The 20945-nt window shown below is 68.3% G+C and carries 25 protein-coding genes; 22 read left to right on the top strand and 3 right to left on the bottom strand.

Annotated elements, in window-relative coordinates; genetic code table 11:
- The first annotated feature begins 2 nt into the window (after positions 1 to 2).
- The 4 genes from AC1DGI_RS17040 to AC1DGI_RS17025 are packed head-to-tail and all read left to right on the top strand — an operon-like array spanning position 3 to position 4076.
- Positions 3 to 680 carry a C40 family peptidase gene (locus AC1DGI_RS17040; protein ID WP_476899694.1) on the top strand — a complete coding sequence of 226 codons (678 nt, stop codon included), beginning with the start codon at positions 3 to 5 and terminating at the stop codon, positions 678 to 680.
- Positions 677 to 2395 carry a flagellar hook-length control protein FliK gene (locus tag AC1DGI_RS17035; RefSeq protein WP_476899676.1) on the top strand — a complete coding sequence of 573 codons (1719 nt, stop codon included), beginning with the start codon at positions 677 to 679 and terminating at the stop codon, positions 2393 to 2395. The genes AC1DGI_RS17040 and AC1DGI_RS17035 overlap by 4 nt, the downstream gene beginning before the upstream one ends.
- 18 nt (positions 2396 to 2413) lie before the next feature.
- Positions 2414 to 2875 (top strand): flagellar hook assembly protein FlgD, encoded by a 462-nt coding sequence (locus tag AC1DGI_RS17030; protein WP_476899675.1) that lies wholly within the window; start codon positions 2414 to 2416, stop codon positions 2873 to 2875.
- 31 nt (positions 2876 to 2906) lie between these two features.
- On the top strand, positions 2907 to 4076 hold the full coding sequence (locus AC1DGI_RS17025) for a flagellar hook protein FlgE (RefSeq protein WP_441403125.1): 1170 nt from the start codon (positions 2907 to 2909) through the stop codon (positions 4074 to 4076).
- Between the two features lie 86 nt (positions 4077 to 4162).
- On the opposite strand, the gene AC1DGI_RS17020 is transcribed toward AC1DGI_RS17025, so the two are convergent.
- Positions 4163 to 4339: a hypothetical protein gene (locus tag AC1DGI_RS17020; protein WP_441403126.1), complete on the bottom strand. Its 177-nt coding sequence runs from the start codon at positions 4337 to 4339 to the stop codon at positions 4163 to 4165.
- A gap of 242 nt (positions 4340 to 4581) precedes the next feature.
- Between AC1DGI_RS17020 and AC1DGI_RS17015 the strand changes: the two genes are divergently transcribed.
- The 13 genes from AC1DGI_RS17015 (at position 4582) to AC1DGI_RS16955 (ending at position 15288) form a co-directional block, all read left to right on the top strand.
- Entirely contained in the window at positions 4582 to 4869 is a 288-nt protein-coding gene (locus tag AC1DGI_RS17015) for a flagellar FlbD family protein (RefSeq protein WP_441403127.1), read from the top strand.
- 3 nt (positions 4870 to 4872) lie between these two features.
- The gene (locus tag AC1DGI_RS17010; RefSeq protein ID WP_476899674.1) at positions 4873 to 5685 is read left to right on the top strand and encodes a motility protein A; all 813 of its coding nucleotides are present in this window, start codon (positions 4873 to 4875) and stop codon (positions 5683 to 5685) included.
- Positions 5682 to 6539 carry an OmpA/MotB family protein gene (locus tag AC1DGI_RS17005; protein WP_476899673.1) on the top strand — a complete coding sequence of 286 codons (858 nt, stop codon included), beginning with the start codon at positions 5682 to 5684 and terminating at the stop codon, positions 6537 to 6539. The genes AC1DGI_RS17010 and AC1DGI_RS17005 overlap by 4 nt, the downstream gene beginning before the upstream one ends.
- A gap of 92 nt (positions 6540 to 6631) precedes the next feature.
- Positions 6632 to 7516 carry a flagellar motor switch protein FliM gene (locus AC1DGI_RS17000; protein ID WP_441403395.1) on the top strand — a complete coding sequence of 295 codons (885 nt, stop codon included), beginning with the start codon at positions 6632 to 6634 and terminating at the stop codon, positions 7514 to 7516.
- Entirely contained in the window at positions 7516 to 8244 is a 729-nt protein-coding gene (gene fliN, locus AC1DGI_RS16995; RefSeq protein ID WP_476899672.1) for a flagellar motor switch protein FliN, read from the top strand. Before AC1DGI_RS17000 ends, fliN begins: the two co-directional genes overlap by 1 nt.
- Positions 8245 to 8832 (top strand): flagellar biosynthetic protein FliO, encoded by a 588-nt coding sequence (gene fliO, locus AC1DGI_RS16990; protein WP_476899671.1) that lies wholly within the window; start codon positions 8245 to 8247, stop codon positions 8830 to 8832.
- Positions 8833 to 8942: 110 nt separating this feature from the next.
- Positions 8943 to 9716 carry a flagellar type III secretion system pore protein FliP gene (fliP, locus tag AC1DGI_RS16985; RefSeq protein WP_476899693.1) on the top strand — a complete coding sequence of 258 codons (774 nt, stop codon included), beginning with the start codon at positions 8943 to 8945 and terminating at the stop codon, positions 9714 to 9716.
- Positions 9713 to 9988, top strand: coding sequence for a flagellar biosynthesis protein FliQ (gene fliQ, locus AC1DGI_RS16980; RefSeq protein ID WP_441403237.1), 276 nt, complete (start codon positions 9713 to 9715; stop codon positions 9986 to 9988). The genes fliP and fliQ overlap by 4 nt, the downstream gene beginning before the upstream one ends.
- Before the next feature lies 1 nt (position 9989).
- Positions 9990 to 10748, top strand: coding sequence for a flagellar biosynthetic protein FliR (locus AC1DGI_RS16975; protein WP_476899670.1), 759 nt, complete (start codon positions 9990 to 9992; stop codon positions 10746 to 10748).
- The gene (locus tag AC1DGI_RS16970) at positions 10748 to 11830 is read left to right on the top strand and encodes an EscU/YscU/HrcU family type III secretion system export apparatus switch protein (RefSeq protein WP_476899669.1); all 1083 of its coding nucleotides are present in this window, start codon (positions 10748 to 10750) and stop codon (positions 11828 to 11830) included. The genes AC1DGI_RS16975 and AC1DGI_RS16970 overlap by 1 nt, the downstream gene beginning before the upstream one ends.
- Before the next feature lie 40 nt (positions 11831 to 11870).
- Positions 11871 to 13919: a flagellar biosynthesis protein FlhA gene (locus AC1DGI_RS16965; protein WP_476899668.1), complete on the top strand. Its 2049-nt coding sequence runs from the start codon at positions 11871 to 11873 to the stop codon at positions 13917 to 13919.
- Positions 13897 to 15018 (top strand): hypothetical protein, encoded by a 1122-nt coding sequence (locus tag AC1DGI_RS16960; RefSeq protein ID WP_476899667.1) that lies wholly within the window; start codon positions 13897 to 13899, stop codon positions 15016 to 15018. The genes AC1DGI_RS16965 and AC1DGI_RS16960 overlap by 23 nt, the downstream gene beginning before the upstream one ends.
- A gap of 9 nt (positions 15019 to 15027) precedes the next feature.
- Positions 15028 to 15288: a carbon storage regulator gene (locus tag AC1DGI_RS16955; protein WP_476899666.1), complete on the top strand. Its 261-nt coding sequence runs from the start codon at positions 15028 to 15030 to the stop codon at positions 15286 to 15288.
- 55 nt (positions 15289 to 15343) lie between these two features.
- Here the strand turns inward: AC1DGI_RS16955 and flgN are convergent, their stop codons facing one another.
- The gene (gene flgN, locus AC1DGI_RS16950) at positions 15344 to 15859 is read right to left on the bottom strand and encodes a flagellar export chaperone FlgN (protein WP_441402544.1); all 516 of its coding nucleotides are present in this window, start codon (positions 15857 to 15859) and stop codon (positions 15344 to 15346) included.
- Positions 15860 to 16083: 224 nt separating this feature from the next.
- Here flgN and AC1DGI_RS16945 point away from each other — a divergent pair, with 224 nt between their 5' ends.
- From AC1DGI_RS16945 to AC1DGI_RS16930, 4 genes are all read left to right on the top strand, one after another.
- Entirely contained in the window at positions 16084 to 16902 is an 819-nt protein-coding gene (locus AC1DGI_RS16945; protein WP_476899665.1) for a sigma-70 family RNA polymerase sigma factor, read from the top strand.
- A 136-nt stretch (positions 16903 to 17038) separates the two neighbouring features.
- The gene (locus AC1DGI_RS16940; protein WP_441403301.1) at positions 17039 to 17521 is read left to right on the top strand and encodes a Dps family protein; all 483 of its coding nucleotides are present in this window, start codon (positions 17039 to 17041) and stop codon (positions 17519 to 17521) included.
- Positions 17522 to 17682: 161 nt separating this feature from the next.
- Complete coding sequence (locus tag AC1DGI_RS16935; protein ID WP_476899664.1) at positions 17683 to 18030, top strand: ArsR/SmtB family transcription factor; 348 nt, start codon at positions 17683 to 17685, stop codon at positions 18028 to 18030.
- 50 nt (positions 18031 to 18080) lie between these two features.
- The gene (locus AC1DGI_RS16930) at positions 18081 to 18554 is read left to right on the top strand and encodes an SRPBCC family protein (RefSeq protein WP_476899663.1); all 474 of its coding nucleotides are present in this window, start codon (positions 18081 to 18083) and stop codon (positions 18552 to 18554) included.
- 9 nt (positions 18555 to 18563) lie between these two features.
- Here the strand turns inward: AC1DGI_RS16930 and AC1DGI_RS16925 are convergent, their stop codons facing one another.
- Positions 18564 to 20129: an MFS transporter gene (locus tag AC1DGI_RS16925; RefSeq protein ID WP_476899662.1), complete on the bottom strand. Its 1566-nt coding sequence runs from the start codon at positions 20127 to 20129 to the stop codon at positions 18564 to 18566.
- A 68-nt stretch (positions 20130 to 20197) separates the two neighbouring features.
- Between AC1DGI_RS16925 and AC1DGI_RS16920 the strand changes: the two genes are divergently transcribed.
- On the top strand, positions 20198 to 20737 hold the full coding sequence (locus AC1DGI_RS16920) for a TetR/AcrR family transcriptional regulator (protein WP_476899692.1): 540 nt from the start codon (positions 20198 to 20200) through the stop codon (positions 20735 to 20737).
- The last annotated feature ends 208 nt before the right edge of the window (positions 20738 to 20945 follow it).

Genomic DNA, 20945 nt, shown 5'->3' with positions numbered 1-20945 from the left:
GCATGACCGAGGCCCTGGGCCGCATGCAGGGCATCCAATCGATGATCGCTGACCTGACCCGGCCGGCCCAGACCGACAACGCAGCGCTCAAACCCGCCGTTGCGACGGCCCTCGCCACGGGGACCGGAACCGGCGACGCCGCCTCCTTCACCGACGCGCTCACCACGGCGTTGGGCGGGAGCAGCGCCTCCTCCGGAACGGACATCTCCTCGCTGGTCGGCGGCTTGGGGCTGGGCGGCGCTACGGGACTGGGCGCGCTCAGCGGCCTCCAAACGACGGCCGCCGGCTCGGTTCCGGCCGGCGCCGCGACCGGCACGGACGTGGTTGCCATGGCCAAGAAGTACATCGGGGTGCCGTATGTGTGGGGCGGCACCAACCCAGCCACGGGGATGGACTGCTCCGGCTTCACGCAGCGGGTCTTCAAGGACCTGGGCATCGAACTTCCCCGCGTGGTCAGCGACCAGATGAAACAGGGGACCCCGGTGGCGTCCCTCGCCGAGGCCAAGCCCGGCGACCTGCTGATCAGCTTCGGCGGGAATCACATCTCCATCTATCTCGGCAACGGCAAGGCGATCGACGCTCCGGTGCCCGGCAAGACCATCCAGATCCGCGACGCCTGGGAGCAGCAGTCCAACCTGACCGCGATCCGGCGGATTGTCCCGGCCGGAGCGGGCGCATGAAGCCCCTGACACCGGCGGACCTGGCGTCCTCACTCGCCGGCACAGCCGCCAAGACCCGGAGCTCCCAGCCGGGTACGGGCACGCGTACGGGGAAAGGCTCGTCCGGCGCGGGCGGCTTCGGCGACGCCCTGAACGACGCCGTGAACGGCGGCGCGGCCCGCGATGAGCACAACGCGCCGGATAACCGTGCCGCGGGGCAGCCTTCGGGGCACCGCAAGTCCTCAGACCCTGCCGGTGAGAGGCTTGGGCAGCGTCGAGCCGCCGCTGCTGCGGCCGGGTCTCCGGCGCCTGCCCGGAAGCCGGCGCACGATCATGCGCACGGATTCGCGGCGGCCTCCGGGCACGGCAGTGCGGAGACGGACAACCCGGCGGACTCGGGAGCGAAGGCGTCCGACGCCGGATCTCCCGCCGGAGCCGGGCCCCTTGCCGGCGCTGCGCAGGTAGTTGGAGCCGCATCCGTGCTGAGTTTCGCGCCTCTGCTTGGCACTGCGCCGGTGGACGGCTCCGGTCAGCCGGCCCAGCCGGCCGGCACGGTGGACGGGACGGCCACCGTCTCACTGTCTGACGTCTCACTCTCCGCCGGCGCCCTGTCTGCCGGCGCCCAGCCCGGGGCAGCCTTGGACCCGCGTCTGTTGGCCCTCAGCCTGGCGGGCGCTTCCGCCGTGACGACCCGTGCGACCGGACCGGCCGCTGGCACAATGACCGGCGCTCCAGCCACAGCATCCGGAGTTTCCGTCGCTGCTGCCGTTGCTTCTGCCGGCGACCCCACGGCCGGAGCTGCTGCTGCCACGCAGGGAATGGCATCGGGATCCGGTGCCGCCACCGCCACCACGGGTCCGGCAGCGACGGGTCAGGCGGCGCCGGGCACCGGCGGCGCCGGAACCCCGGGGACCCAGACGGCCGCAGACTTTGCGCGAGCGGCTGCTTCTTCGGTTCCCGGCCAAGCGGTTCCTGGCACCTCCACCCAGGCCGTATCCGCCGCCGCTGCAGCCGGGACGGCTCCGGCCGCGACATCTGCTGCGCTCCCCGGTCTGGCCACCTCAGCTGCCGCTCCGGCGTCGACGTCGGCAACCCCCGGGCCGTCTGCCGGTACGGCGGCGGACACCGTGCCCGCCCCCGCCGTCGACGGCCTGGCCGCCGCGGGCTACACGGCAGCAGGGCCTGCGCAGGCCGCCGTGCCGACCCCGGCGACGGCCGCTCCTGCGCTGGCGGCGCAAGCCCCGGCCGCGCAGCCGGCGCTTCAGCCGCAGCTGGCCAGGCCGCTGTTTACCCTGGTGGGCGCTCCGCACGGGCAGCACATCATGACCCTGAAAGTTTCGCCGGAGGACCTGGGACCGCTGACCGTGCGCGCCCACATCGACGGAACCGGGGTACGGATCGAACTGTTCGCCCCGGGAGACACCGGCCGGGAAGCGCTGCGGGGGATCCTCCCCGAGCTGCGCAAAGAACTTGCGGACTCCGGTTTTGGCGCAAGCCTGGATCTTTCGGACCAGAACGGACCCGCCGGCCAGGGACAGGACGCCAGCCAGGACGCCGGCCAGGACCCGGGCCGGAACGGTTTCGGAACCGGTTCGGGCGGCAACGGCCCCGGCCGCGGTGATCTCCCCGGAGACCCGCGCCCGGGCCACCGCTGGGACGCCCTGGCCGATGAATCCTCGCTGCGCACCGCCATGATCTTGAATGGCCCCCAGACCACCCTCGACATTCTCGTCTGACACGAAGGAACGCGACATATGACGATTCAACCGATCGCATCACAGCCGATCGCTCCCCAGCCGGTCACGCCGCAGGCTGTCGGGGGCCCTGCCTCGGCGCCGGCATCGGCCGTACGAACGCCCGTTCAGAGCATGGACGCCAATGTGTTCATGACGCTGTTGGTGGCGCAGATGAAGAACCAGAACCCCAGCGCTCCGATGGACACCAACCAGATGATGAGCCAGACCATCCAGCTCTCCATGATGGAAAAGACCACCGAGATGACCACCAACAGCAAGGAGGCGTTCTCCCTCCAGATGCGGTCGGCCGCCGCGCAGTTGGTGGGCCACAACGTCGACTACACGCTCAGCGACGGCACCACCGGCAGCGGACTCGCCTCTTCGGTGTCCTTCGCCGGCGCAGTTCCGGCCGTCAAGGTCGGTACCCTTTCCATCCCGCTCGATTCGATTTCCGGCATTACGGCGCCCGCCGCCTCCTAATCAGTGCTTCACCCGTAGAAAGGCAGTTCCCATGCTCCGCTCGCTGTACTCCGGAATCTCCGGCCTCCGTGCCCACCAGACCATGCTGGATGTCACCGGCAACAACATCGCCAACGTCAACACCGCCGGCTTCAAGTCTTCGACCACCCAGTTCCAGGACACCCTCTCGCAGATGACCCAGGGTGCCTCCGCACCGCAGGGCCAGACTGGCGGCAGCAACCCGGCGCAGATCGGACTGGGCGTCCGAGTCGCCGGCGTCACCACCAACTTCTCCCAGGGCTCCTCGCAGAGCACCGGCCGGGCCACCGACATGATGATCTCCGGCGACGGCTTCTTCGTCACCAACAGGGGCGGACAGCAGCTGTTCACCCGCGCCGGGTCCATGACCTTCGACGCCAACAGCCAGCTGGTCAGCCCCGACGGCGGCATCCTCCAGGGCTGGACGGCCGACCAGACCGGCGTCGTGAATCAGGGTGGTGCCATCGGCAACATCACACTCAATCCCAACACCATGATCGCCAACGCCACGAGCAAGGTGACGCTGGATGGCAACCTGCCCAGCGACGCACTGACGGGTAGTCCCGACCTTCAGCGCGTCGTCGAGGTCTACGACGCAAACGGTGCCGGAAAAAGCCTTTCGCTGAACTTCCACAAGACCGACCTCGGCTGGGACGTCCTCGATGGAACCACCAATATCGGTTCCATGACCTTCGCCGCCGACGGGAAGCTGCTCACAGGGTCGTCCCTGACGACCGCAGGCGGCCTGAACGTCGACCTCTCCAAGGTCTCCGGCTATGCCACGATGAACTCCCTCACGGTCGCCGGCCAGAACGGTGCCGCCGTCGGCAAGCTGGAGTCCTTCACCCTGGGCAACGACGGATCCCTGATCGGGTCCTTCAGCAACGGCACCAAGCAGGTGCTGGCCAAGATCGCGCTCGCCAAGTTCACCAACCCGGCCGGCCTGGAGAAGGCCGGCGGCTCCTCCTACGTGGCCACCGCCAACTCCGGCAACGTTCAGCTCGGCGCGGCGGGGGACCCGGGCATCGGCACCCTGGCCGGCGGTTCCCTGGAAATGTCCAACGTGGACCTCTCCCAGGAATTCACCAACCTGATCGTGGCCCAGCGCGGCTTCCAGGCGAACGCCCGCATCATCACCACCTCCGACGAGGTCCTGCAGGAACTGACCCAGCTGAAGCGCTAATCTCTTTGGCAGTTGCGCTATCACCTATGGCTGGAAACACAGGCTCGCGGCAGCCATAGGTGATGGAGCAACCGGGCCTGGCGGGCTCAGCTGCGCAAGGCGACGCCGACCCTGCGTACCGCGCTCCGGAATCCACCGGCGAGGTCGTCGGCATTGAATTTGAAGTATCGCCAGCCGGCGGCGTTGAACATCTCGTTCCGGCGAATGTCCCGGGACTGCTGCGCGGGCGTGCGGTGGTGGGCGCCGTCGTACTGGAGAGCCAACCGGTGCTGCCGGTACCGAGGTCCGCGGCGGGCGAATACAGATCCCCTGGCACGAGCCTCAGCTGCAGCTCCGGTTCCGGCAGCCCGGCATCGATCAAGACCATCCGAAGGAACGTCTCGGGGCAATGGAGGCTGCGACGGCGGCGCCTAACGAAAGCGCGCCGCCGGCCGACAGTAGGGAGAGAACACCCATCCCCGCCGTTTGGCCGCAAAGCCGAGCGCCCCCAGAGCAGAATCGGCCCATGATCGTCGTCACACGCCTCAACGGAACGCGCTTCGCGGTCAATCCGGACCTGATTGAACGGATCCACGAGAGCCCGGACACCCACCTAGTCACGCTCGACGGCGCCGCCTACGTGGTGTTGGAAAGCCTTGCCGAGGTGGTTGAGCTGATCGCCGACTATCGCGCTTACGTGCTGAGCAAGGCGCGGGACTTTCCCGCCGTCACGGGTTACCCGCTGAGCCTGGTCCCCCCGGCGGATACGGACGACGACGCCGGTTCGCCGGAACCCGAATCACCGAGGAAGTAAGCCATGGATCCCGCAACAATCATCGGACTGCTCCTGGCCTTCGGCTCGGTGATCGCCATGGTGCTGATCGAAGGCGGAAACCTCTCCTCCCTGCTGCTGCCCGGGCCCATGGTCCTGGTCTTCGGTGCAACCCTTGCAGTGGGGCTGGCCGGCAACACCCTCAAGGACGTCATCCAGGCGTTTAAGGCAGTCCCGGGAATGTTCATCGGGAAAACCGCCAAGCCGCAGGAAAGCATCGACCAGATGGTCCGCTTCGCGGAAAAGGCCCGGGCGGAGGGCCTGCTCTCCCTCGAGGAGGAAGCCGCGAGCGTCAAGGATGCCTTCCTAGCGCGGGCCCTGCAGAACATCGCCGACGGCACCGACGCTGAAGATCTCCGGATGCAGATGGAGGATGAGATTGACACCAAGTCGCGCACCGACCACTCCAACTCGAAGTTCTTCGCCTCACTCGGCGGCTACGCCCCCACCATAGGTATCGTCGGCACCGTGGTGTCCCTAACCCACGTCCTCGAAAACCTGTCAAAGCCGGACGAGTTGGGACACATGATTGCCGCCGCGTTCGTTGCCACACTGTGGGGCCTGCTGTCAGCCAACTTCATCTGGCTTCCCTTCAGCGGCCGCCTCGCGCGGCTGTCCGAACTGGACATTGAACGACGGACACTCCTGATGGAAGGGATGCTCGCGGTGCAGGCCGGAGCCCAGCCGCTGCTGCTGGCCGAACGGCTCCGTTCCATGGTTCCGGAGCACCAGCTGAAGAGCTCCGGACGGGACAAGGGCGCCGGCAAGGAACCAGAGAACCTGGACACTGCGGCGTGACTTCCCGGCGGCGCCCGCGTAAAAAACCAGAAGCGCACCACGTCGACGAACGTTGGATGGCGTCCTATATGGACATGGTCACCGTGCTGATGTGCCTGTTCATCGTCCTCTTCGCAATGTCCACGGTGGACGCGAACAAGTTCGAGAAGCTGCGCAACTCGCTCGCCACCGGGTTCGGCGCGGTTGCCTCCGAGACCGTGGATACGGCGTCCGGCACGGTGGTCCCGCCCGAACTCGTGGACAAGAACCTTGAGGCGTTCGCGGCCAACCAGGCGCCGGCCAACAAAGCGGCGGCCAACCAGGCGGCGGGCGTCCCGGACGCGAAGACCTCCCTCGACGAAGCGATGAAGGAAGTGGACCGGCTGCACGCCCTCGAGGCGAAAATGAAGGCCGGCCTCGCCGCGGCCGGCCTCACCGACAACGTCGAGTTCCAAATCGACCAGCGCGGGCTCACGGTCAAACTTGTCGGCTCCCAGACCTTCTTCGAAGCGGACCGGCCCGAACTCACCACCAGGGCCACCCAGGTTCTGCAGGTCATCTCGCCTATCCTCGGACCGGCAGCACTGGAGATCATGGTCGAGGGCCACGCGGCCAACGGCATCACGGCGTACCCGTCCACCTGGGAGCTGTCCTCGGCGAGGGCGGTCAACGTGCTGCGCTACATGGTGGACCGCGGCGGGATCCCCGCGGGGACCATCGGCGCTGTCGCGTTCGGCTCGGCCCGGCAGGTCAACGACGATTCCACGCCGGCCCTGATGGAGCTCAACCGTCGGGTGGACATCGTGGTGATCTCGGACAAGCCCGAGGTGGTCCGGGCCCTCATTCCCCAGGCGCTGAAGCTTAGCCAGAAATAGGCTGCGCTCCGGGGTTTCTGGCCCGCATTATTGCCTGAGGCGTTCTGCTTACGACCGCGGATCCCTTGCCGATAGTGGCAACCGTGAGTGTTATGGATGAGCGGGAAGTGGTACGGGAGCGGACCGTTAGCGTCTATGACTTTCGGCGTCCCGCGACGCTGGCGCGAGAGCACAGCCGCGTCCTGGAACTCGCCTTCGAAACCTTCGCCCGCCAGTGGGGAACCCAGCTGACCGCCAAGGTCCGGGTTAAGTCAGTGGTGAGGCTAGAAGACGTAGGCATGCAGAGCTACGACGAGTACGCCGCCTCGCTGCCGGCCGTGACGGCCATGGTGCTGTGCACCATCGAAGCACAGGACTCCAAGCTGGTCGTGCAGTTTCCCGCCCCGTCGGCCTTGGGCTGGATCAACCGGATGCTCGGCGCCTCCAATGACACGGCCATGCCCGACCGGAAATTCACCCAGATCGAACAGGCCCTGGTCAAGGGGCTGATGGATGAGGCGCTCGAGGACCTCGGATACTCGCTCGGACCGCTGTTGAGCGAGACCATCCGGGTGGACACCGTCCAGTACAACTCCCAGTTCGCCCAGGCCGCCGCGCCCACCGAATTGATGATCGTCGCCGCCTTCACCATCAACGTCGGCGACATCAGCGCCCCGGCCACCCTCGCGGTGCCGGCAGCCATCCTGCTGGGCCGGTTGAAGAAGGTCAACCCCACGGATAACCGCGGCGATGCCGCCCACCGCGTCAGTTCCCAGCTGGAGCGCGTCCCGGTGGAGCTCTCGGTCCGGCTCTCGACCTCGTACGTCACCCCCAGCCAGGTGCTGGGCCTCGCAGTCGGGGACGTCCTGACCCTCCCGCACCTGGAGAACCGGCCCTTCGACCTCACCTTGGACGGCACGAGGCTGGCCACCGCCGCCCCGGCCCGCAACGGGTCCCGGGCCGCCGCCGTCATTGTCACAATTGAGGAGAACAACTAATGAGCATGACCCTGACCAAGCATGAATCGTCGGCGGAACGGCTCGTTGAGGAACTGCCGAGCCCGGTGGCCCTGAAGGTTGTCGCGCTGGTTCCCGCCCGTGCCGCGTCCGCCTTCGCCCGGCAGGCTGTCACGGCCACCTTCGTCGGGTCGGTGACCGCGGACCTGGCCCTGATGCTCAGCGACCGCACCTTCCTGGACGAGGCGGCCGGCGGCCTGGCCGGCGGCCAGCTCGGCGTCGTCTCCGTCACCGATGTACTCCGCCCGGCGATGGAAGCGGCCAGCTCCGTCTTCGGCGCCGGTGTCCTGTCCGACCTGCGCGAATCCGACGCCTCTGGCCTGCTCTCCGACCCGGACACGGCCATCTTCGAACTCTCCGACGGTACCAACCCGGCGGCGTGGTTTGCCGTCCGGCTGCGCGAACACAGCAACGGCCAGGAACGCACTGCCGACCTCTTCGGCGGCGGCGACACCGTGGCCGGCCGGCTGGGCCGCATCAACAACATCGAGATGGCCCTGACCGTGGAGATCGGCCGGACCCGAATGTCCGTGCGTGACGTGCTCTCGCTCGAACCGGGCAAGATCATCGAGCTGGACCGCTCCGCCGGCGCCCCCGCCGATGTGCTGCTCAACGGCCGGCTGATCGCCCACGGCGAGGTCGTGGTCCTGGACCAGGACTATGCCGTCCGGATCACCCGCATCCTCGACGTGGCCGAGGGGCTTAGCTGAATGGACTCGCTGATCCTCGGGCTGCGGGTAGCCGTAGCCCTAGGCGCGGTGCTTGGCCTGATCTGGTTGCTGCAACGCCGTCTCGGCAAAGGCACGGGACGACGCCGCGCTGACGCCGCCCTGAGCGTCGTCAGCCGCCAAAGCGTCGGCCAGCGCGCCTCGGTGGTGGTGGTCGACGCCGGCGGCCACCGCTTCCTGCTCGGCGTCACCGACCACGCCGTCAACGTGCTCCACACCGGTGACATCCCGGAGGAGCCCGCAGAAGACCTGGCTGCGGAACCCCGCCGCGGCGGTGCCGCCGCTGCCTTCGCCCAGATCCTCGCCGGTGCCGGTGCCGGTACTGTCTCCGCAGTACCTTTCGCCGGAACCTCCGACGACGCCGGGAGCGCCCCGGCGGCCGCTCCGGGCGTGCCCGGGCTGCCGCTGTCGCGCCGTCGTTCCCTCCACCGCGAGACCCACACTGGCACCCTCCCAGGTCGCGGCAATATGCCTGGTACCGGGACCCGCCCGCCGCTGCACGGCTCCATCCTGGCGGGCTCCACCTGGAAGCAGGCCGCTGCCGCTCTCAGGAGCGGACGCCGCAATTGATCCGCCCCCTCACCGCCCGCTCCGCCCGCGTCCCGTCAACCAGCAGCAGCACCCGAACCAGCACAGGCAATACCGGCCGGGTCCTGGCGCTCGGCCTGGCCGCCGTCCTCCTGGCCGTGCTGTTGCTCTGGCTCAACGCCTCCGCCGGCCACGCCGCGCCCGTACCGCCAACGCCTCCGGCGACGCCCAGCGCGCCGGCCAGCCCGGACACCGGCAGCGTCAACATCGCCATCAATGGCATGGACGGGAAGCCCTCCAGCGCGGTCCTGACCCTGATCGGGATCACCCTGCTGTCCGTGGCGCCGGCGCTGCTGCTGATGATGACCTCGTTCACCAAGATCTTCGTGGTGCTGGCGATGACCCGCAACGCGCTCTCGCTGCCCTCCATCCCGCCCAACCAAGTGCTGGCCGGGCTGGCCCTTTTCCTGTCGATCTTCGTCATGTGGCCGGTCATCAACGAGATGAACACCATCGGCGTGCAGCCCTACCTGCACGGCACCCTCGACTTCAACGGCGCGCTCAGTGCAGCCTCCGGGCCGCTGCAGCACTTCATGCTGGCCCACACCCGCGAAGAGGACATCGCGCTGATGACCCGGGCCGCCGGCATGGACAACCCGGCCACACCCGAAGCCGTGCCGCTGCAGACCCTGATCCCGGCGTTCATGATCTCCGAACTCCGCGCGGCCTTCATCATCGGCTTCGTCATCTTCATCCCGTTCCTGGTGATCGACCTGGTGGTCTCCGCGGCGCTGATGTCCATGGGCATGATGATGCTCCCGCCGGTGATGATCTCGCTGCCGTTCAAGATCCTGCTGTTCGTCCTGGTGGACGGCTGGGGCCTGATCATCACCTCCCTGATCCAGAGTTATGCGAGCACCGGATGAACGCCAACGCCGTCCTGGACATCTGCCTCCAGGCCATGATCGTCGCCGCCAAGCTTGCCGCTCCCGTGCTGGTGACGGCCCTGGTGGTGGGCCTCGCCATCTCCCTGCTGCAGTCCATCACCCAGCTGCAGGAAGCCACGCTTTCCTTCGTGCCTAAGCTCGCCGCCGTCGCGGTGGCCCTGCTGGTCTGCGGGCACTGGATGATCACGGAGATGGTGTCCTTCACCAACGACCTCTTCGCCAAGATCCCCTCGTTGCTCGGGGGCATGTGAGGTGGACTTCCCGATCGACCAGACATGGCTGGAAGTCCTGCTCCTGGCCAGTGTCCGGATGACGGCGTTCCTGGTGGTGGCCCCGCCGTTCGCGCATCAGGCCTTCCCCGCCCGGATCAAGGCGATGCTGGGCGTCGGCCTCGGCCTGGCCGTCACGCAGCGGGTCTCCGCCGGCTACACCGCCCGGGACACGGCAGGATTCTTCACCGCGGTGGCTCTGGAACTGGTCACCGGCCTGGTGCTGGGCTTCCTGGTGATGCTGGTCTTCGCCGCCGTCCAGTCCGCCGGCAGCCTGATCGACCTCTTCAGCGGCTTCCAGATGGCCCAGGCCTTTGACCCGCAAATGATGGTTAACGGCGCACAGTTCACCCGGCTGCTGCAGATGGCCGCCCTGGCTCTATTGTTCGCCTCGGACGGCTACCAGCTGGTCATCGCCGGGCTCACCGGCAGTTTCACGGCCCTGCCGCTGGCCGGCGGGCTTGACCTCGCCCAGCCCGTGCAGGCCATGACGTCCGCCGTCACCGGAATGTTCCTCGCCGCCGTGCAGATCGCCGGCCCGCTGCTGGTGGTGCTGTTTCTCGCCGACGTCGGCCTGGGCCTGCTGACCCGCGTGGCGCCGGCGCTGAACGCGTTCTCGCTCGGTTTCCCGTTGAAGATCATGCTCACCCTCTCGCTGGCGGGCTTCCTCTTCCTGGCCCTCCCGCGGATCGTGTCCACCCTCGCCGGGCAGGCCGCCAAGACGGTGCTGGGGGTGGGCTGATGTCGGATTCACAGGAAAAAACCGAACAGGCCACCGACAAACGGATGCGGGAAGTCCGGTCCAAGGGCCAGCTGTCCCGCTCCCAGGACCTCACCGCTTGGCTGGCCGTCGGCGCGGCCGCGGTGATGATCCCGGCCACCGTGCAGAGCGGCGCCAACGCCGCCGTGGACCAGCTCTTCAGCGTCAAGGGTGTCATGGCGCAGCCGGACCCGGCGAAGGCCGTCAAGGCCCTCGGGGACGGATTCGGCGCCATGGGCGGGATCATCAGCCCGATGCTGGTTGTCGTGTTCCTGGCGGTGCTGATCGGCTCGGCGCTGCAGGGCGGCATCCACTTCAAGAAGTTCCGGTTCGACTTCGATAACTTCAAGCTGCTCAGCGGCCTCAAGCGCATCTTCGGCACCCAGGCGCTCTGGGGCGGGGCGAAGGCCCTACTGAAGGTCGGCGTCGTGGGGCTGGTGCTGTACTCGGTGATCCAGGGGCTGATTCCGGTGCTGCTGAGCGCGGGCGGGCTTCCGGTCTCCGGGGTGGTCGCGGCGGCCGGCGGCGGCATCGCCTCCCTAGTGCAGTTCGCGGTCTTCGCCGGCATCGCCCTGGCCGCGGTGGACTTCTTCGTCGTCATGCGGCGGAACCGGAAAAAGACCCGGATGTCCAAGAAGGAAGTCCAGGACGAGAACAAGAGCAGCGAGGGCGACCCGCTGATCCGTTCGCAGCGCCGGGCCCGGCAGCTGGCGATGAGCCGGAACCGGATGATCGCCGCGATCGGGGACGCCGACGTCGTCCTCGTCAACCCGACGCACGTCGCCGTCGCGCTCAAGTACGAACCCGGCAAGTCCGCGCCCCGCGTGGTGGCCAAGGGGGCGGGCCACGTCGCGGCCAGGATCCGCCAGGAAGCCGAGGAGAAAAACGTGCCGATGGTCCAGGACATCCCGCTGGCCCGGGCGCTGCACGGCGCCTGCGAGCTGGGCCAGGAGATCCCCGTCGATTTCTACCACGCCGTCGCCGGAGTCCTGGCGTTCGTCATGTCGCTCAAGGCCCGCGGCGCCGGCGCCGGGCTGCACCGGATGGCGGGAGCCACACCATGAATCTTCTTCGTCCCGCCGTTGTCAGTGAAAGGAACGGGTCATGAACAACAGGCTCGCACGGCTGGCGGTCCCGATCGGCATCGTGGGCATCGTCCTGCTGCTGGTGGTTCCCGTCCCGGCCCCTCTGCTGGACTTCCTGATCGTCTGCAACATCCTGCTGGCACTGCTGGTGCTGCTGACCAGCATGTTCGTGAAGAAGCCGCTGGACTTCTCGGTGTTCCCGTCGCTGCTGCTCGTGGCCACGCTGTTCCGGCTGGGCCTGAACGTCGCCTCCACCCGGCTGGTCCTGGGCAACGGCTATGCCGGCCAGGTGATCGAGGCGTTCGGCAAGGTCACCGTGGGCGGCTCGATGATCATCGGCGCCGTCGTCTTCCTGATCCTGGTGGTCATCCAGTTCGTCGTGGTCACCAAGGGTGCCGAGCGTGTCGCCGAGGTGGGGGCGCGCTTCACCCTCGACGCCATGCCCGGCAAGCAGATGGCGATCGACGCCGACCTCAACGGCGGCCTGATCACGGACACCCAGGCCCGGGTCCGCCGCGCCGAGGTCTCCGCGGAGGCGGACTTCTACGGCGCCATGGACGGTGCCTCCAAGTTCGTCAAGGGCGACGCGATCGCCGGCATCATCATCATCATCATCAACTTCATCGGCGGCATCGCCATCGGCATGTTGCAGCGCGGCCAGCAGATCGGCGACGCCCTCGGCACCTACGGCCTGCTGACCATGGGCGACGGCCTGGTCACCCAGATCCCCGCGCTGCTGATGGCCGTCTCCACCGGCATGATCGTGACCCGGTCCAACGCCGAGGCCGACATGGGCCGGACCGCCTCCACCCAGCTGCTGCAGTCGCCCAACGCGCTGATGATCGCCGGCGTCGCCGCCATGGCGATGGCCCTGATCCCCGGCATGCCGCCACTGCCGTTCATCCTGGTGGGAGCCGGCCTGGTCCTGGCCTCGCGCCGCACCGCCGCCAGCCAGCGGCAGGCCGAACAAGCCGCCGACGCCGAGACCGCCGCCCTCAACGCCCCGGAGCGGGACCCGAACGAGAAGCTGCTCGAAGACATGCGGATCCACCCGGTGGAGATCCTGTTGGCCCCCGACCTCGTCGACATGGTCTCGGGCGCCTCCGACGACCTGCTGGCCCGGGTCCGGTCCCTGCGGCACAAGATTGCCATGGAACTGGGCCTGGTCATCCCGCCGGTCCGCACCCGGGACAGCGTGGACCTGCCGCCGGCCACCTACGCCATCCGGATCGCGGGGGTGGAGTCCGGCCGCGGGACCGCCCCGGCAGGGCAGATGCTGGCCCTGGGTGACTCGCTGGACTCGCTGCCCGGCGTCGCGATGATCGAGCCGGTCTTTGGCCTGGCGGGTAAATGGGTTCCGGCCGAAATGCGCCACAACGCCGAGATGACCGGCGCCACCGTGATTGACCGCGTCTCGGTGCTGGTGACGCACCTGTCCTCGATCGTCACCGCCAACGCCGCGCGGCTGCTGTCCCGCGAAGACGTCCGGGTCCTGACCGAGGGCGTCCGCAAGCAGAGCCCCTCCGCCGTCGACGAACTCACCCCGGCGCTGCTCTCGCTCGCCGAACTGCAGCGGGTCCTCCAGGGCCTGCTCGACGAACAGGTCCCCATCAATGACCTGGCCCGCATCTACGAGGCGCTCACCCTCCGGGCCAAGGTTTCCACGGATCCCGAGTCGCTCGTGGAGGCGGCCCGCCAGGCGCTGGGGCCGGCGCTGACCGCGAAATTCATGGAGGGGCCCGTGCTCAACGTGATCATGATCGACCCGCTGCTGGAGCAAACCATGCTGGAGGACATGCGGCCGGCCGAGGGCGGCAGCCAGATCGTGATGGGCCAGGACCGGCTCGACGCCGTCCTCCGCTCGGTGCGCAACGCGGTCGACTCCGCGGCGGCCGCCAACCGGCAGGCCGTCCTGGTCTGCGCCCCGGCGCTGCGTCCGGCCATCCACCGGCTCCTGGGAGCGCAGCCCGGTTCCGTGCCGGTGCTGTCCTACCGCGAAGTCACCTCCGCCAATGTCCGGATCGAAACTGTAGGAGTCGTGCGCCATGCCGAACCGCTATCGGCTTAAGGGAGCCTCGCTGGAAGAAATCCGCAGTAAGGCAGAACTCCAGTACGGTCCGGCGGCCCGCATCGTGTCCGCCGAGCGGGTCAGCAGCCCCGGCATCGCCGGGCTCTTTGCCGCGAACCGCTACGAGGCCATCATCGAACTCCAGCCCAAGCACGACGTCGTCACCGGCGAGGTGGTCCCGGACGCGGACATCCTCGCCGAGGGCGAGGTCGTGGAACCGTCGGACGCCGCCCCTGCCGGCACGGCCACGCCGGCGGCGGCCAAGCAAAGGATCGCCGACGCGCCCGGCCACCAACTGCAGGGCGACGCCATTGCAGCACTGCTGGCCGAGGCCGACGCCGCCGAGCTGACCCTGCACCGGTCGGGAAACGCCGGCCTCTCCACCGAGTCGCCGGGCTTCGCGGAAATACTGGACCAGCTCGGCTCCGGCCTCCGGACCCCCGCGGCCCAGCCGGCCGTGCCGGCTCAGCCCGGCCCCGCGGTTCAGCCGGCCGAGCCCGGCCCCGGGGTTCCCGGCGCTGCCTCCGCCCTGGGGCCGGTCCCGTCGTCGCCAGTCCAGCGGACTGGCGCGCCGGTACCCCAGAGACTTCCTGTCCCGCTGAGCGGCAACGGGGACCTGGTGGTGCTGGTAGGTCTCGGCGACGACGCGCTGGACACAGCCCTGGCCATGTCCACCGCCGCCGGCGGCGCGGACGTGCGCACGGCGGGACAGCTGAGTGCGTACGGGCACCTGCACCTGGACGGTCGCCAAAGCGCAACGGCGGCCCGCGCCCACGCCGTGGAAACGGAACAAACGGTGGTGGCGGCCTTCGGCCTGGGCAAGGCCCGCAACACCCTGGCACGGCTCCAGGCGATCGCGGCCCTCGCGCCGGACCAGGTTTGGGCTGTCGTGGACGCCGGACGCAAGCAAGAGGACACGTCCCGCTGGGTCAGCCTGCTGCGGGCGCGGCTCGAAGTCGCCGCGGTGGCGGTCGTCGGCGCGGCGGACACCGCCAGCCCCGAAACCGTGGAGGCCCTCGGGCTGCCGGTGGGCTGGATCGACGCCCGGGCGGCGACCAGGCCGTTGCCGTGGGCCGCCGACACCGGACGCGAAGGGTAGATTGAGGGGATGCTGGTACTCACACGCAAGCCGGGCGAACAGATCATGATCGGCGACGGCATCGTCATCACTGTTCTGGAAGGCCGCGGAGACGGTGTCCGGATCGGCATCGAGGCGCCCCGCGGCGTCACGATCCAGCGGCGGGAAGTCATCGAGGCGATCGCGGCGGCGAATCTCGCGGCAGCTGAAGCTGGTTCCGACGCCGGAACCGGCACCGAAGATGCGCTGCGCGGGCTGCTGCCGCCGGCTGCCGTCCGCTCCAGCGACTGAACGCGAACGCGGTCGACGGCGACGCGGCGTGGCGCTGTCGGGGTCGACCGCCGGCCTAGCGGGGATTCGCGTCGTCGCCGAGGTACTGGGCCATCAGCGGCTGGGTGGCCCGGCGCGTGATGGCCAGGGCCCGTTCAATGTTTCCCGCAGCCGCCAGATGGTCAACGAGTCCGGCCGGATCACTTGGCCCGGCAGGAACTTCCAGGCTGCGGAGCAGTTGGTCGTTGGCCCGGGCGGCCTGGCCCAGCCGAGCCAGCAAATCGCGCAGCCCATCGAGGTGCTCCTGCAAGATGGCGGCCCAGGGACCAGCCGGTGCAGCGGCAATCAGTTCAACCAGGGTCGCCTGCGCCGGCAGGCCCCATGCGCCCGCGACGGCCGCCGACTCGACGTTCCGGGCCAGCGCTTCGAAGCCCAGGCGGTCCAGCACGGCCTCCACTTCGGACGCGGTAAAAGTCAACCAGTGGGTGTTGCCGGCGGCCACGTGCAGGCGCTGGGTTTCAAGCCTGAACAAGAGCAGTTCCAACTGACGCCGCTCCTGCCACAACGCCGCCGAAAGATCCCCTGCACCCATGGGCCCCATTCCCTTGCCGGCCGGCCCAGAATGCGGCTTTCCGCATTTTCCGCCAAGCTTTTCCCTGAGGGTACACGCAGATCCAGAATCAGGTGATAGGTTTCGTTCTGGGTGCTGCGCCCGAGCCTGGAACACCGCCTCCCATGGGGGGAGTGCAGGACCACTGGCGGGTGCGGCTCTCAGGGTTTTTGGCTCCTGATCCGGTCTCATGGGGGGACACACTATTGAATCGCGTGGAACGCAACGAGATGGTCACTCAGCACCTGCCGCTGGTGGGCTATCTCGTCTCAGACTTATGCTCGAAGGCGTCCCACCTCTCGCGCGATGACCTGGCGTCGGCTGGCGCCGTAGCCCTGATCACATCGGCCGACTCCTTCGACCCGGATCTCGGCGTGCCCTTCGGCGCGTTCGCCCGCCGTCGTATCCTGGGTGCCTTCGCGGACGAGATGCGGGCCAGCGACTGGGCCACGCGCTCGGCCCGCCGCCGGATCAAAGAAACCATGTCGGTCCAGGAAACCCTGGCGGCGGCACTCGGACGCACGCCGTCCGTCGACGAGATTGCCTCAGCGCTGGGCGTGCAGCAAAGCGTCGTGGAAGCGGCCCTCGCGGACGCGTCCCGCACGCTGACGCCGCTCGACGACGCCGTCGTCGACACGCTGGCGGCCGAGACCTTGTCCCCGGAAAACTCGGTGCTGGCGGACGAACGTGTGCAGTACCTCCGCGCTGCCGTGAAGTCGCTGCCGGAACGGATGCGGTACGTCGTCGAGGAAATCTACTTCGGCGGTCGGACGGTCAAGGACCTGGCCGCTGAACTGGGCTCCACGCACGCCGCCGTGTCGCAGCAGCGGGCGGAGGCGATCCGCCTGATGCGAGACGGCCTCGCCGCCCACTATGCGGACGACCCGGAGCACGGCTTCGAGCCGCAATCGCGGATCACGCCGCGACGCCGTAACGACTACCTCGCGCAGTTGTCAGAAGCTACGGCCGGCGGAATCACCCGTGCCATATTTCCGCAGGGGCCGATGCTGAACCAGGCCGTCTAATCGCGCACCGAACGCTTAGTAAGGTCACTTAGTAAGCTGATCGTGAAATTCCTCCGCGACCATCGCGGGCCGCGTCCTCGCTGGGGTAGCGTCTGGGGCATAACGCCGTAACAGCCGTTCCTATGAAGGAGGATGCATGAAAGCAACACCGACCCTGACGAACAATCTGCAGGCCGTTCTCGTGGACCTGATCGAGCTCCACATCCAGGGCAAGCAGGCCCACTGGAACATCGTCGGTACGAATTTCCGCGACCTTCACCTGCAGCTCGATGAGATCATCGAAGCCGCCCGCGGGTTCGCCGACGAGATGGCCGAGCGCATGCGCGCCCTGCACGCACTCCCGGACGGCCGCAGCTCCACGGTTTCGAAGACCACCGCGCTCGCCGAGTTCCCCACCGGCCTGATCAACACCAAGGACGCGATCGAGAAGATCGTCGCCGCCCTCGAGGCCGCCGTCGGGACCATGCGCAAGGTGCACGACGAGGTGGATGAGGAAGATCCCACCACGGCGGACCTGCTGCATGCTTTCATCGCCAAGCTCGAGCAGTACGCCTGGATGGTGAACGCCGAAACCATGCGCGCCACCGCCAGCGTCACCACGGCGGATGCCAAGAAGTAACTGCCGCCTTCTCCGCACCTTCAGCAGCGTCCGACGCCGGGTTCCCTCCCGGCGTCGGACGTTGCTGTTTAACTGGCCCCGGTGTTTAACTCGAGCTGCTGTTTGGCTCGTACTGCCGCTGGACCCTTGACAAGCGGCGCGGGCGACACATACTTAAGTATGTGCTTAACAATCAGGCCACGGCTGACGGGCCGGAACTCGACAGGATCTTCCATGCCCTCGCCGATCCCACCCGACGGGCCATCGTGATCCGGCTGTGCGAGGGGCCGGCCTCGGTCTCCGTGCTGGCGGAACCCTTTTCCATCAGCCTGCCCGGGATTGTCCAGCATCTTCAGGTCCTCGAGGCCAGCGGGCTGATCCGCAGCGAAAAAATCGGCAGGGTGCGCAGCTGCAGCATTGTCCCTGCCGCGGTGCGGCGCGCAGAGCACTGGTTGGGCCAGCGCCGGACGCCGGAAGAGCGCCGCCTTGACAGGTTGGAGCAGTTCCTGGATTCCCAGCCTCCACATTGAGCAAGGTCAACACCCAGCAGTATCCACACCCGGCAGAATTAGGAGCCGTCATGAATTTCCCCGTTACGCACGCAAGCTTCAGCCTCGAACGCCGGCTGAACGCGCCGCCGTCCCGCGTATTTGCAGCCTTCGCCGACCACGCCAGCAAGAAAAAGTGGTTCGGCGGCCCGCCGGAGTGGTATCAGGGCGAATCCAGCCTCGACTTCCGGGAGGGCGGCCGCGAGACCGACGTCGGCGGCCCTGAAGGCGGCTGGGTCTCAACCATGCATGCCATCTACCACGACATCGTCGACGACGAGCGGATCGTCTACACGTATGAAATGCTGCTCGACGGCCGGCGGATGTCCGTCTCGCTGAGCACGATCGAGCTGACGGCCGACGGCGGGGGCACCGTCCTGACCTTGACCGAGCAGGGCGCCTTCTTCACCGGATCGGCCGCGAGCGACGCCGAACAAGTGGCGGGCCGCGAGGAAGGAACCGCGGGCCTGCTCGACGCGCTGAAGGCCTACGTCGACGCGGCCTGAGGCCGGCTCCTAGTCCGCCGTCGGCACCTTGCGGAGGACGACCGCGGCGAGGACCGCGGTGCCGGCCATCAGCACCAGCGCGATGGCGGCCGTGATGTGGACGCCTGACTCAAAGGCGCTCCGGGCGGCCGCCGTCACGGCCTCTGCCAGTGGGCCCGGCAGGGTCTGAGCCAGCTCGTCGGCCCCGGCGAGGGTCTCTCCGGCCCGGTGTACCGCCGATGGGGCCGCCTGCAGCGCACCGTCGGGGAGCCGGAAATTGTGCTGGTAGGAGGCGGTCAGGATGGAACCGAGGATGGCGGTGCCGAGCAGGGAGCCGACCTCGTAACCGGTTTCGGAGATGGCCGCCGCGGCGCCGGATTTCGCCGCCGGCACGGCTCCCAGGATCAGGTCGTTGGAAATGGTTTCGGACGCACCGACGCCCACGCACAGGACCAGGAGGGCGGCCAGCAACAGGCCCGGCCCGGCGCGGTGGTCACCCAGAGCCACGATGCCATAGGCTGCGGCGCTCAGGAACAGGCCGCCCGCCACAACGAGGCCCGGCCGGACCTGCCGCACCAGTGGCACCACGAACAGGCCGGCGACGACGGTGGCGATCAGGGCCGGGACCATTGCCAGTCCAGACTCCGAGGGGGACCGTCCCTCCAACAGCTGCAGGTGCTGGGCCAGGAAAAGAATGAAGCCGTTGTAGGAAAACAAGGCCAGGACGTTGGCGATGATCGCGGTGCTGAAGACCGGGTTGCCGAAGAGACTCAGGTCCAGCAGGGGAGTCGCCGACGCCGACGCGGCCAGCCGACGCTGGCGGCGGACGAAGGCGAAGCCCATCATCAGGCCGACGGCCAGGGCCACGAGCGGTCCCGGCGCCACGCCCTCGGTCGCCAGCATCTTGATGCCGTAGACCGTCGGCACCATCGCCAGCAGCGACAGGCCAATGCTGGATGCGTCCACTGTGCCTGGCTTCGGATCCCGGGATTCAGGGATCAGCGCGGGCCCAAGGGCCAGCAGCGGCAGGACGATCGGCACTGCGACCAGGAGCACCGCACCCCACCAGAGACGTTCCACGAGCCAGCCACCGAATACCGGGCCCAGTGCGGCCCCGCCGGAGAAGCCTGCGGCCCAGATCGCGACGGCGAGCCGCCGCCGGTTCGGCTGGGGAAAAATGTTGCGGATCAGGGAGAGGGTGGACGGCATTAGCATCGCGCCGAAGAAGCCTAGCCCGGCCCGGCCGGCGATCAGCCACTCGGCGCTGGGCGCGAACGCCGTCACGGCGGACACGGCCGCGAATCCCGCGCTGCCGACGAAAAGCAGCCGGCGGCGGCCGATCCTGTCGCCCAGGCTACCCGTGGCCACGAGCAGGCCGGCCAGGACCAGCGGATATGAATCGACAATCCAGAGCAGCTGCACGCCAGTGGCATCCAGGCTGCGGGCGATCGCGGGCAGCGCGAACGTCAGGGCCGTGTTGTCCACAGCCACGAGCAGCACCGGGAACATGAGCAGGATCAACGCCAGCCAGTCCCGCCACGGCGCGCGCGGGGTCGGCGCGGGGTGGGTGAGGGCGGCGCACATGGCGGTGTTCATGGGAGTTAACTATACCGTCTGGACGGTACAGTTAAGAAATGCGCGCCCCGACAGGCATGATGGGAGCCATGGCCAGAAAACCCGTCGCCCGCGAAGCCGTCCTGGATGCCTTCGAGTCCCTCCTGATTGCCGAGGGCGAACGTGCCGCGACGCTGGATGCGGTAGCCAGGCTGGCGGGCGTCTCCAAAGGCGGTTTGCTGTACCACTTCCCTAACAAGGAGGCCATGATCGCGGTGCTGCTGGAGCGGCTGGACCGGCTCCTCGCCGAGGACCTCGATGCCATGGCAGCCGCCCCGGAAGGGGCTGCCGCGTATTTCATCCGATCCTCGGTGTGGGCGGACACTCCGCTGGACCGGGTCTTCGTGGCCGCCACCCGGCTGGCCGAAGTGGCGCACGCCGAGACGCTGCGGCGGATGGCCGGGGTCCAGGAAAGTTGGCTGGCGCTGCTGGCGGCCGACGTCGGCCCGGCCATGGCGAAGCCCGTGCTGTACATGGGGGACGGGCTGTACTTCAATGCCATGTTGGCCCGGGGTCCGGGCGAGGCGACCCTGGGCCAGGCTGACGACGTCGAGGCTCTCGTGGCCGCCGTCGATCGGCTGCGCGGCTGACGAGGACGCTCCCGCAGTTCTGGCGGCTCACCGGGGGACGCTCCCGCAGTTCTGGCGGCTCCGCAGATTGTCAAGCTGTGTGGAGTCATTGGGTTTGCTGTGTGGGTGTTTTTGTTGCGGGAAGGTTGATCCCTGCGTGGCGGGCGGGGGCTGGTGTGATGGGTCGTTGGCGGAATCGTTCGGGGTTTTCGTCGTAGTAGCGCTGTAG

Source organism: Arthrobacter sp. 05N428_2, assembly GCF_056397065.1.
Note: the sequence above shows the minus strand (reverse complement) of the source record. Positions and strands in the feature narration are given on the sequence as shown.

What these genes read in the sequence shown, in the direction of transcription:
- AC1DGI_RS16920 (WP_476899692.1), top strand. Translation starts at nt 20,198, where the DNA reads ATGGCCAGAAAACCCGTCGCCCGCGAAGCCGTCCTGGATGCCTTCGAG.
- AC1DGI_RS16960 (WP_476899667.1), top strand. Translation starts at nt 13,897, where the DNA reads ATGCCGAACCGCTATCGGCTTAAGGGAGCCTCGCTGGAAGAAATCCGC.
- fliO (WP_476899671.1), top strand. Translation starts at nt 8,245, where the DNA reads ATGGACTCGCTGATCCTCGGGCTGCGGGTAGCCGTAGCCCTAGGCGCG.
- AC1DGI_RS17030 (WP_476899675.1), top strand. Translation starts at nt 2,414, where the DNA reads ATGACGATTCAACCGATCGCATCACAGCCGATCGCTCCCCAGCCGGTC.
- AC1DGI_RS17010 (WP_476899674.1), top strand. Translation starts at nt 4,873, where the DNA reads ATGGATCCCGCAACAATCATCGGACTGCTCCTGGCCTTCGGCTCGGTG.
- AC1DGI_RS16925 (WP_476899662.1), bottom strand. Translation starts at nt 20,129, where the DNA reads ATGAACACCGCCATGTGCGCCGCCCTCACCCACCCCGCGCCGACCCCG.
- AC1DGI_RS16970 (WP_476899669.1), top strand. Translation starts at nt 10,748, where the DNA reads ATGTCGGATTCACAGGAAAAAACCGAACAGGCCACCGACAAACGGATG.
- flgN (WP_441402544.1), bottom strand. Translation starts at nt 15,859, where the DNA reads ATGGGTGCAGGGGATCTTTCGGCGGCGTTGTGGCAGGAGCGGCGTCAG.
- AC1DGI_RS16940 (WP_441403301.1), top strand. Translation starts at nt 17,039, where the DNA reads ATGAAAGCAACACCGACCCTGACGAACAATCTGCAGGCCGTTCTCGTG.
- AC1DGI_RS17000 (WP_441403395.1), top strand. Translation starts at nt 6,632, where the DNA reads ATGGATGAGCGGGAAGTGGTACGGGAGCGGACCGTTAGCGTCTATGAC.
- AC1DGI_RS17025 (WP_441403125.1), top strand. Translation starts at nt 2,907, where the DNA reads ATGCTCCGCTCGCTGTACTCCGGAATCTCCGGCCTCCGTGCCCACCAG.
- AC1DGI_RS17040 (WP_476899694.1), top strand. Translation starts at nt 3, where the DNA reads ATGACCGAGGCCCTGGGCCGCATGCAGGGCATCCAATCGATGATCGCT.
- fliQ (WP_441403237.1), top strand. Translation starts at nt 9,713, where the DNA reads ATGAACGCCAACGCCGTCCTGGACATCTGCCTCCAGGCCATGATCGTC.
- AC1DGI_RS17015 (WP_441403127.1), top strand. Translation starts at nt 4,582, where the DNA reads ATGATCGTCGTCACACGCCTCAACGGAACGCGCTTCGCGGTCAATCCG.
- AC1DGI_RS16930 (WP_476899663.1), top strand. Translation starts at nt 18,081, where the DNA reads ATGAATTTCCCCGTTACGCACGCAAGCTTCAGCCTCGAACGCCGGCTG.
- fliN (WP_476899672.1), top strand. Translation starts at nt 7,516, where the DNA reads ATGAGCATGACCCTGACCAAGCATGAATCGTCGGCGGAACGGCTCGTT.
- AC1DGI_RS16965 (WP_476899668.1), top strand. Translation starts at nt 11,871, where the DNA reads ATGAACAACAGGCTCGCACGGCTGGCGGTCCCGATCGGCATCGTGGGC.
- AC1DGI_RS17035 (WP_476899676.1), top strand. Translation starts at nt 677, where the DNA reads ATGAAGCCCCTGACACCGGCGGACCTGGCGTCCTCACTCGCCGGCACA.
- AC1DGI_RS16955 (WP_476899666.1), top strand. Translation starts at nt 15,028, where the DNA reads ATGCTGGTACTCACACGCAAGCCGGGCGAACAGATCATGATCGGCGAC.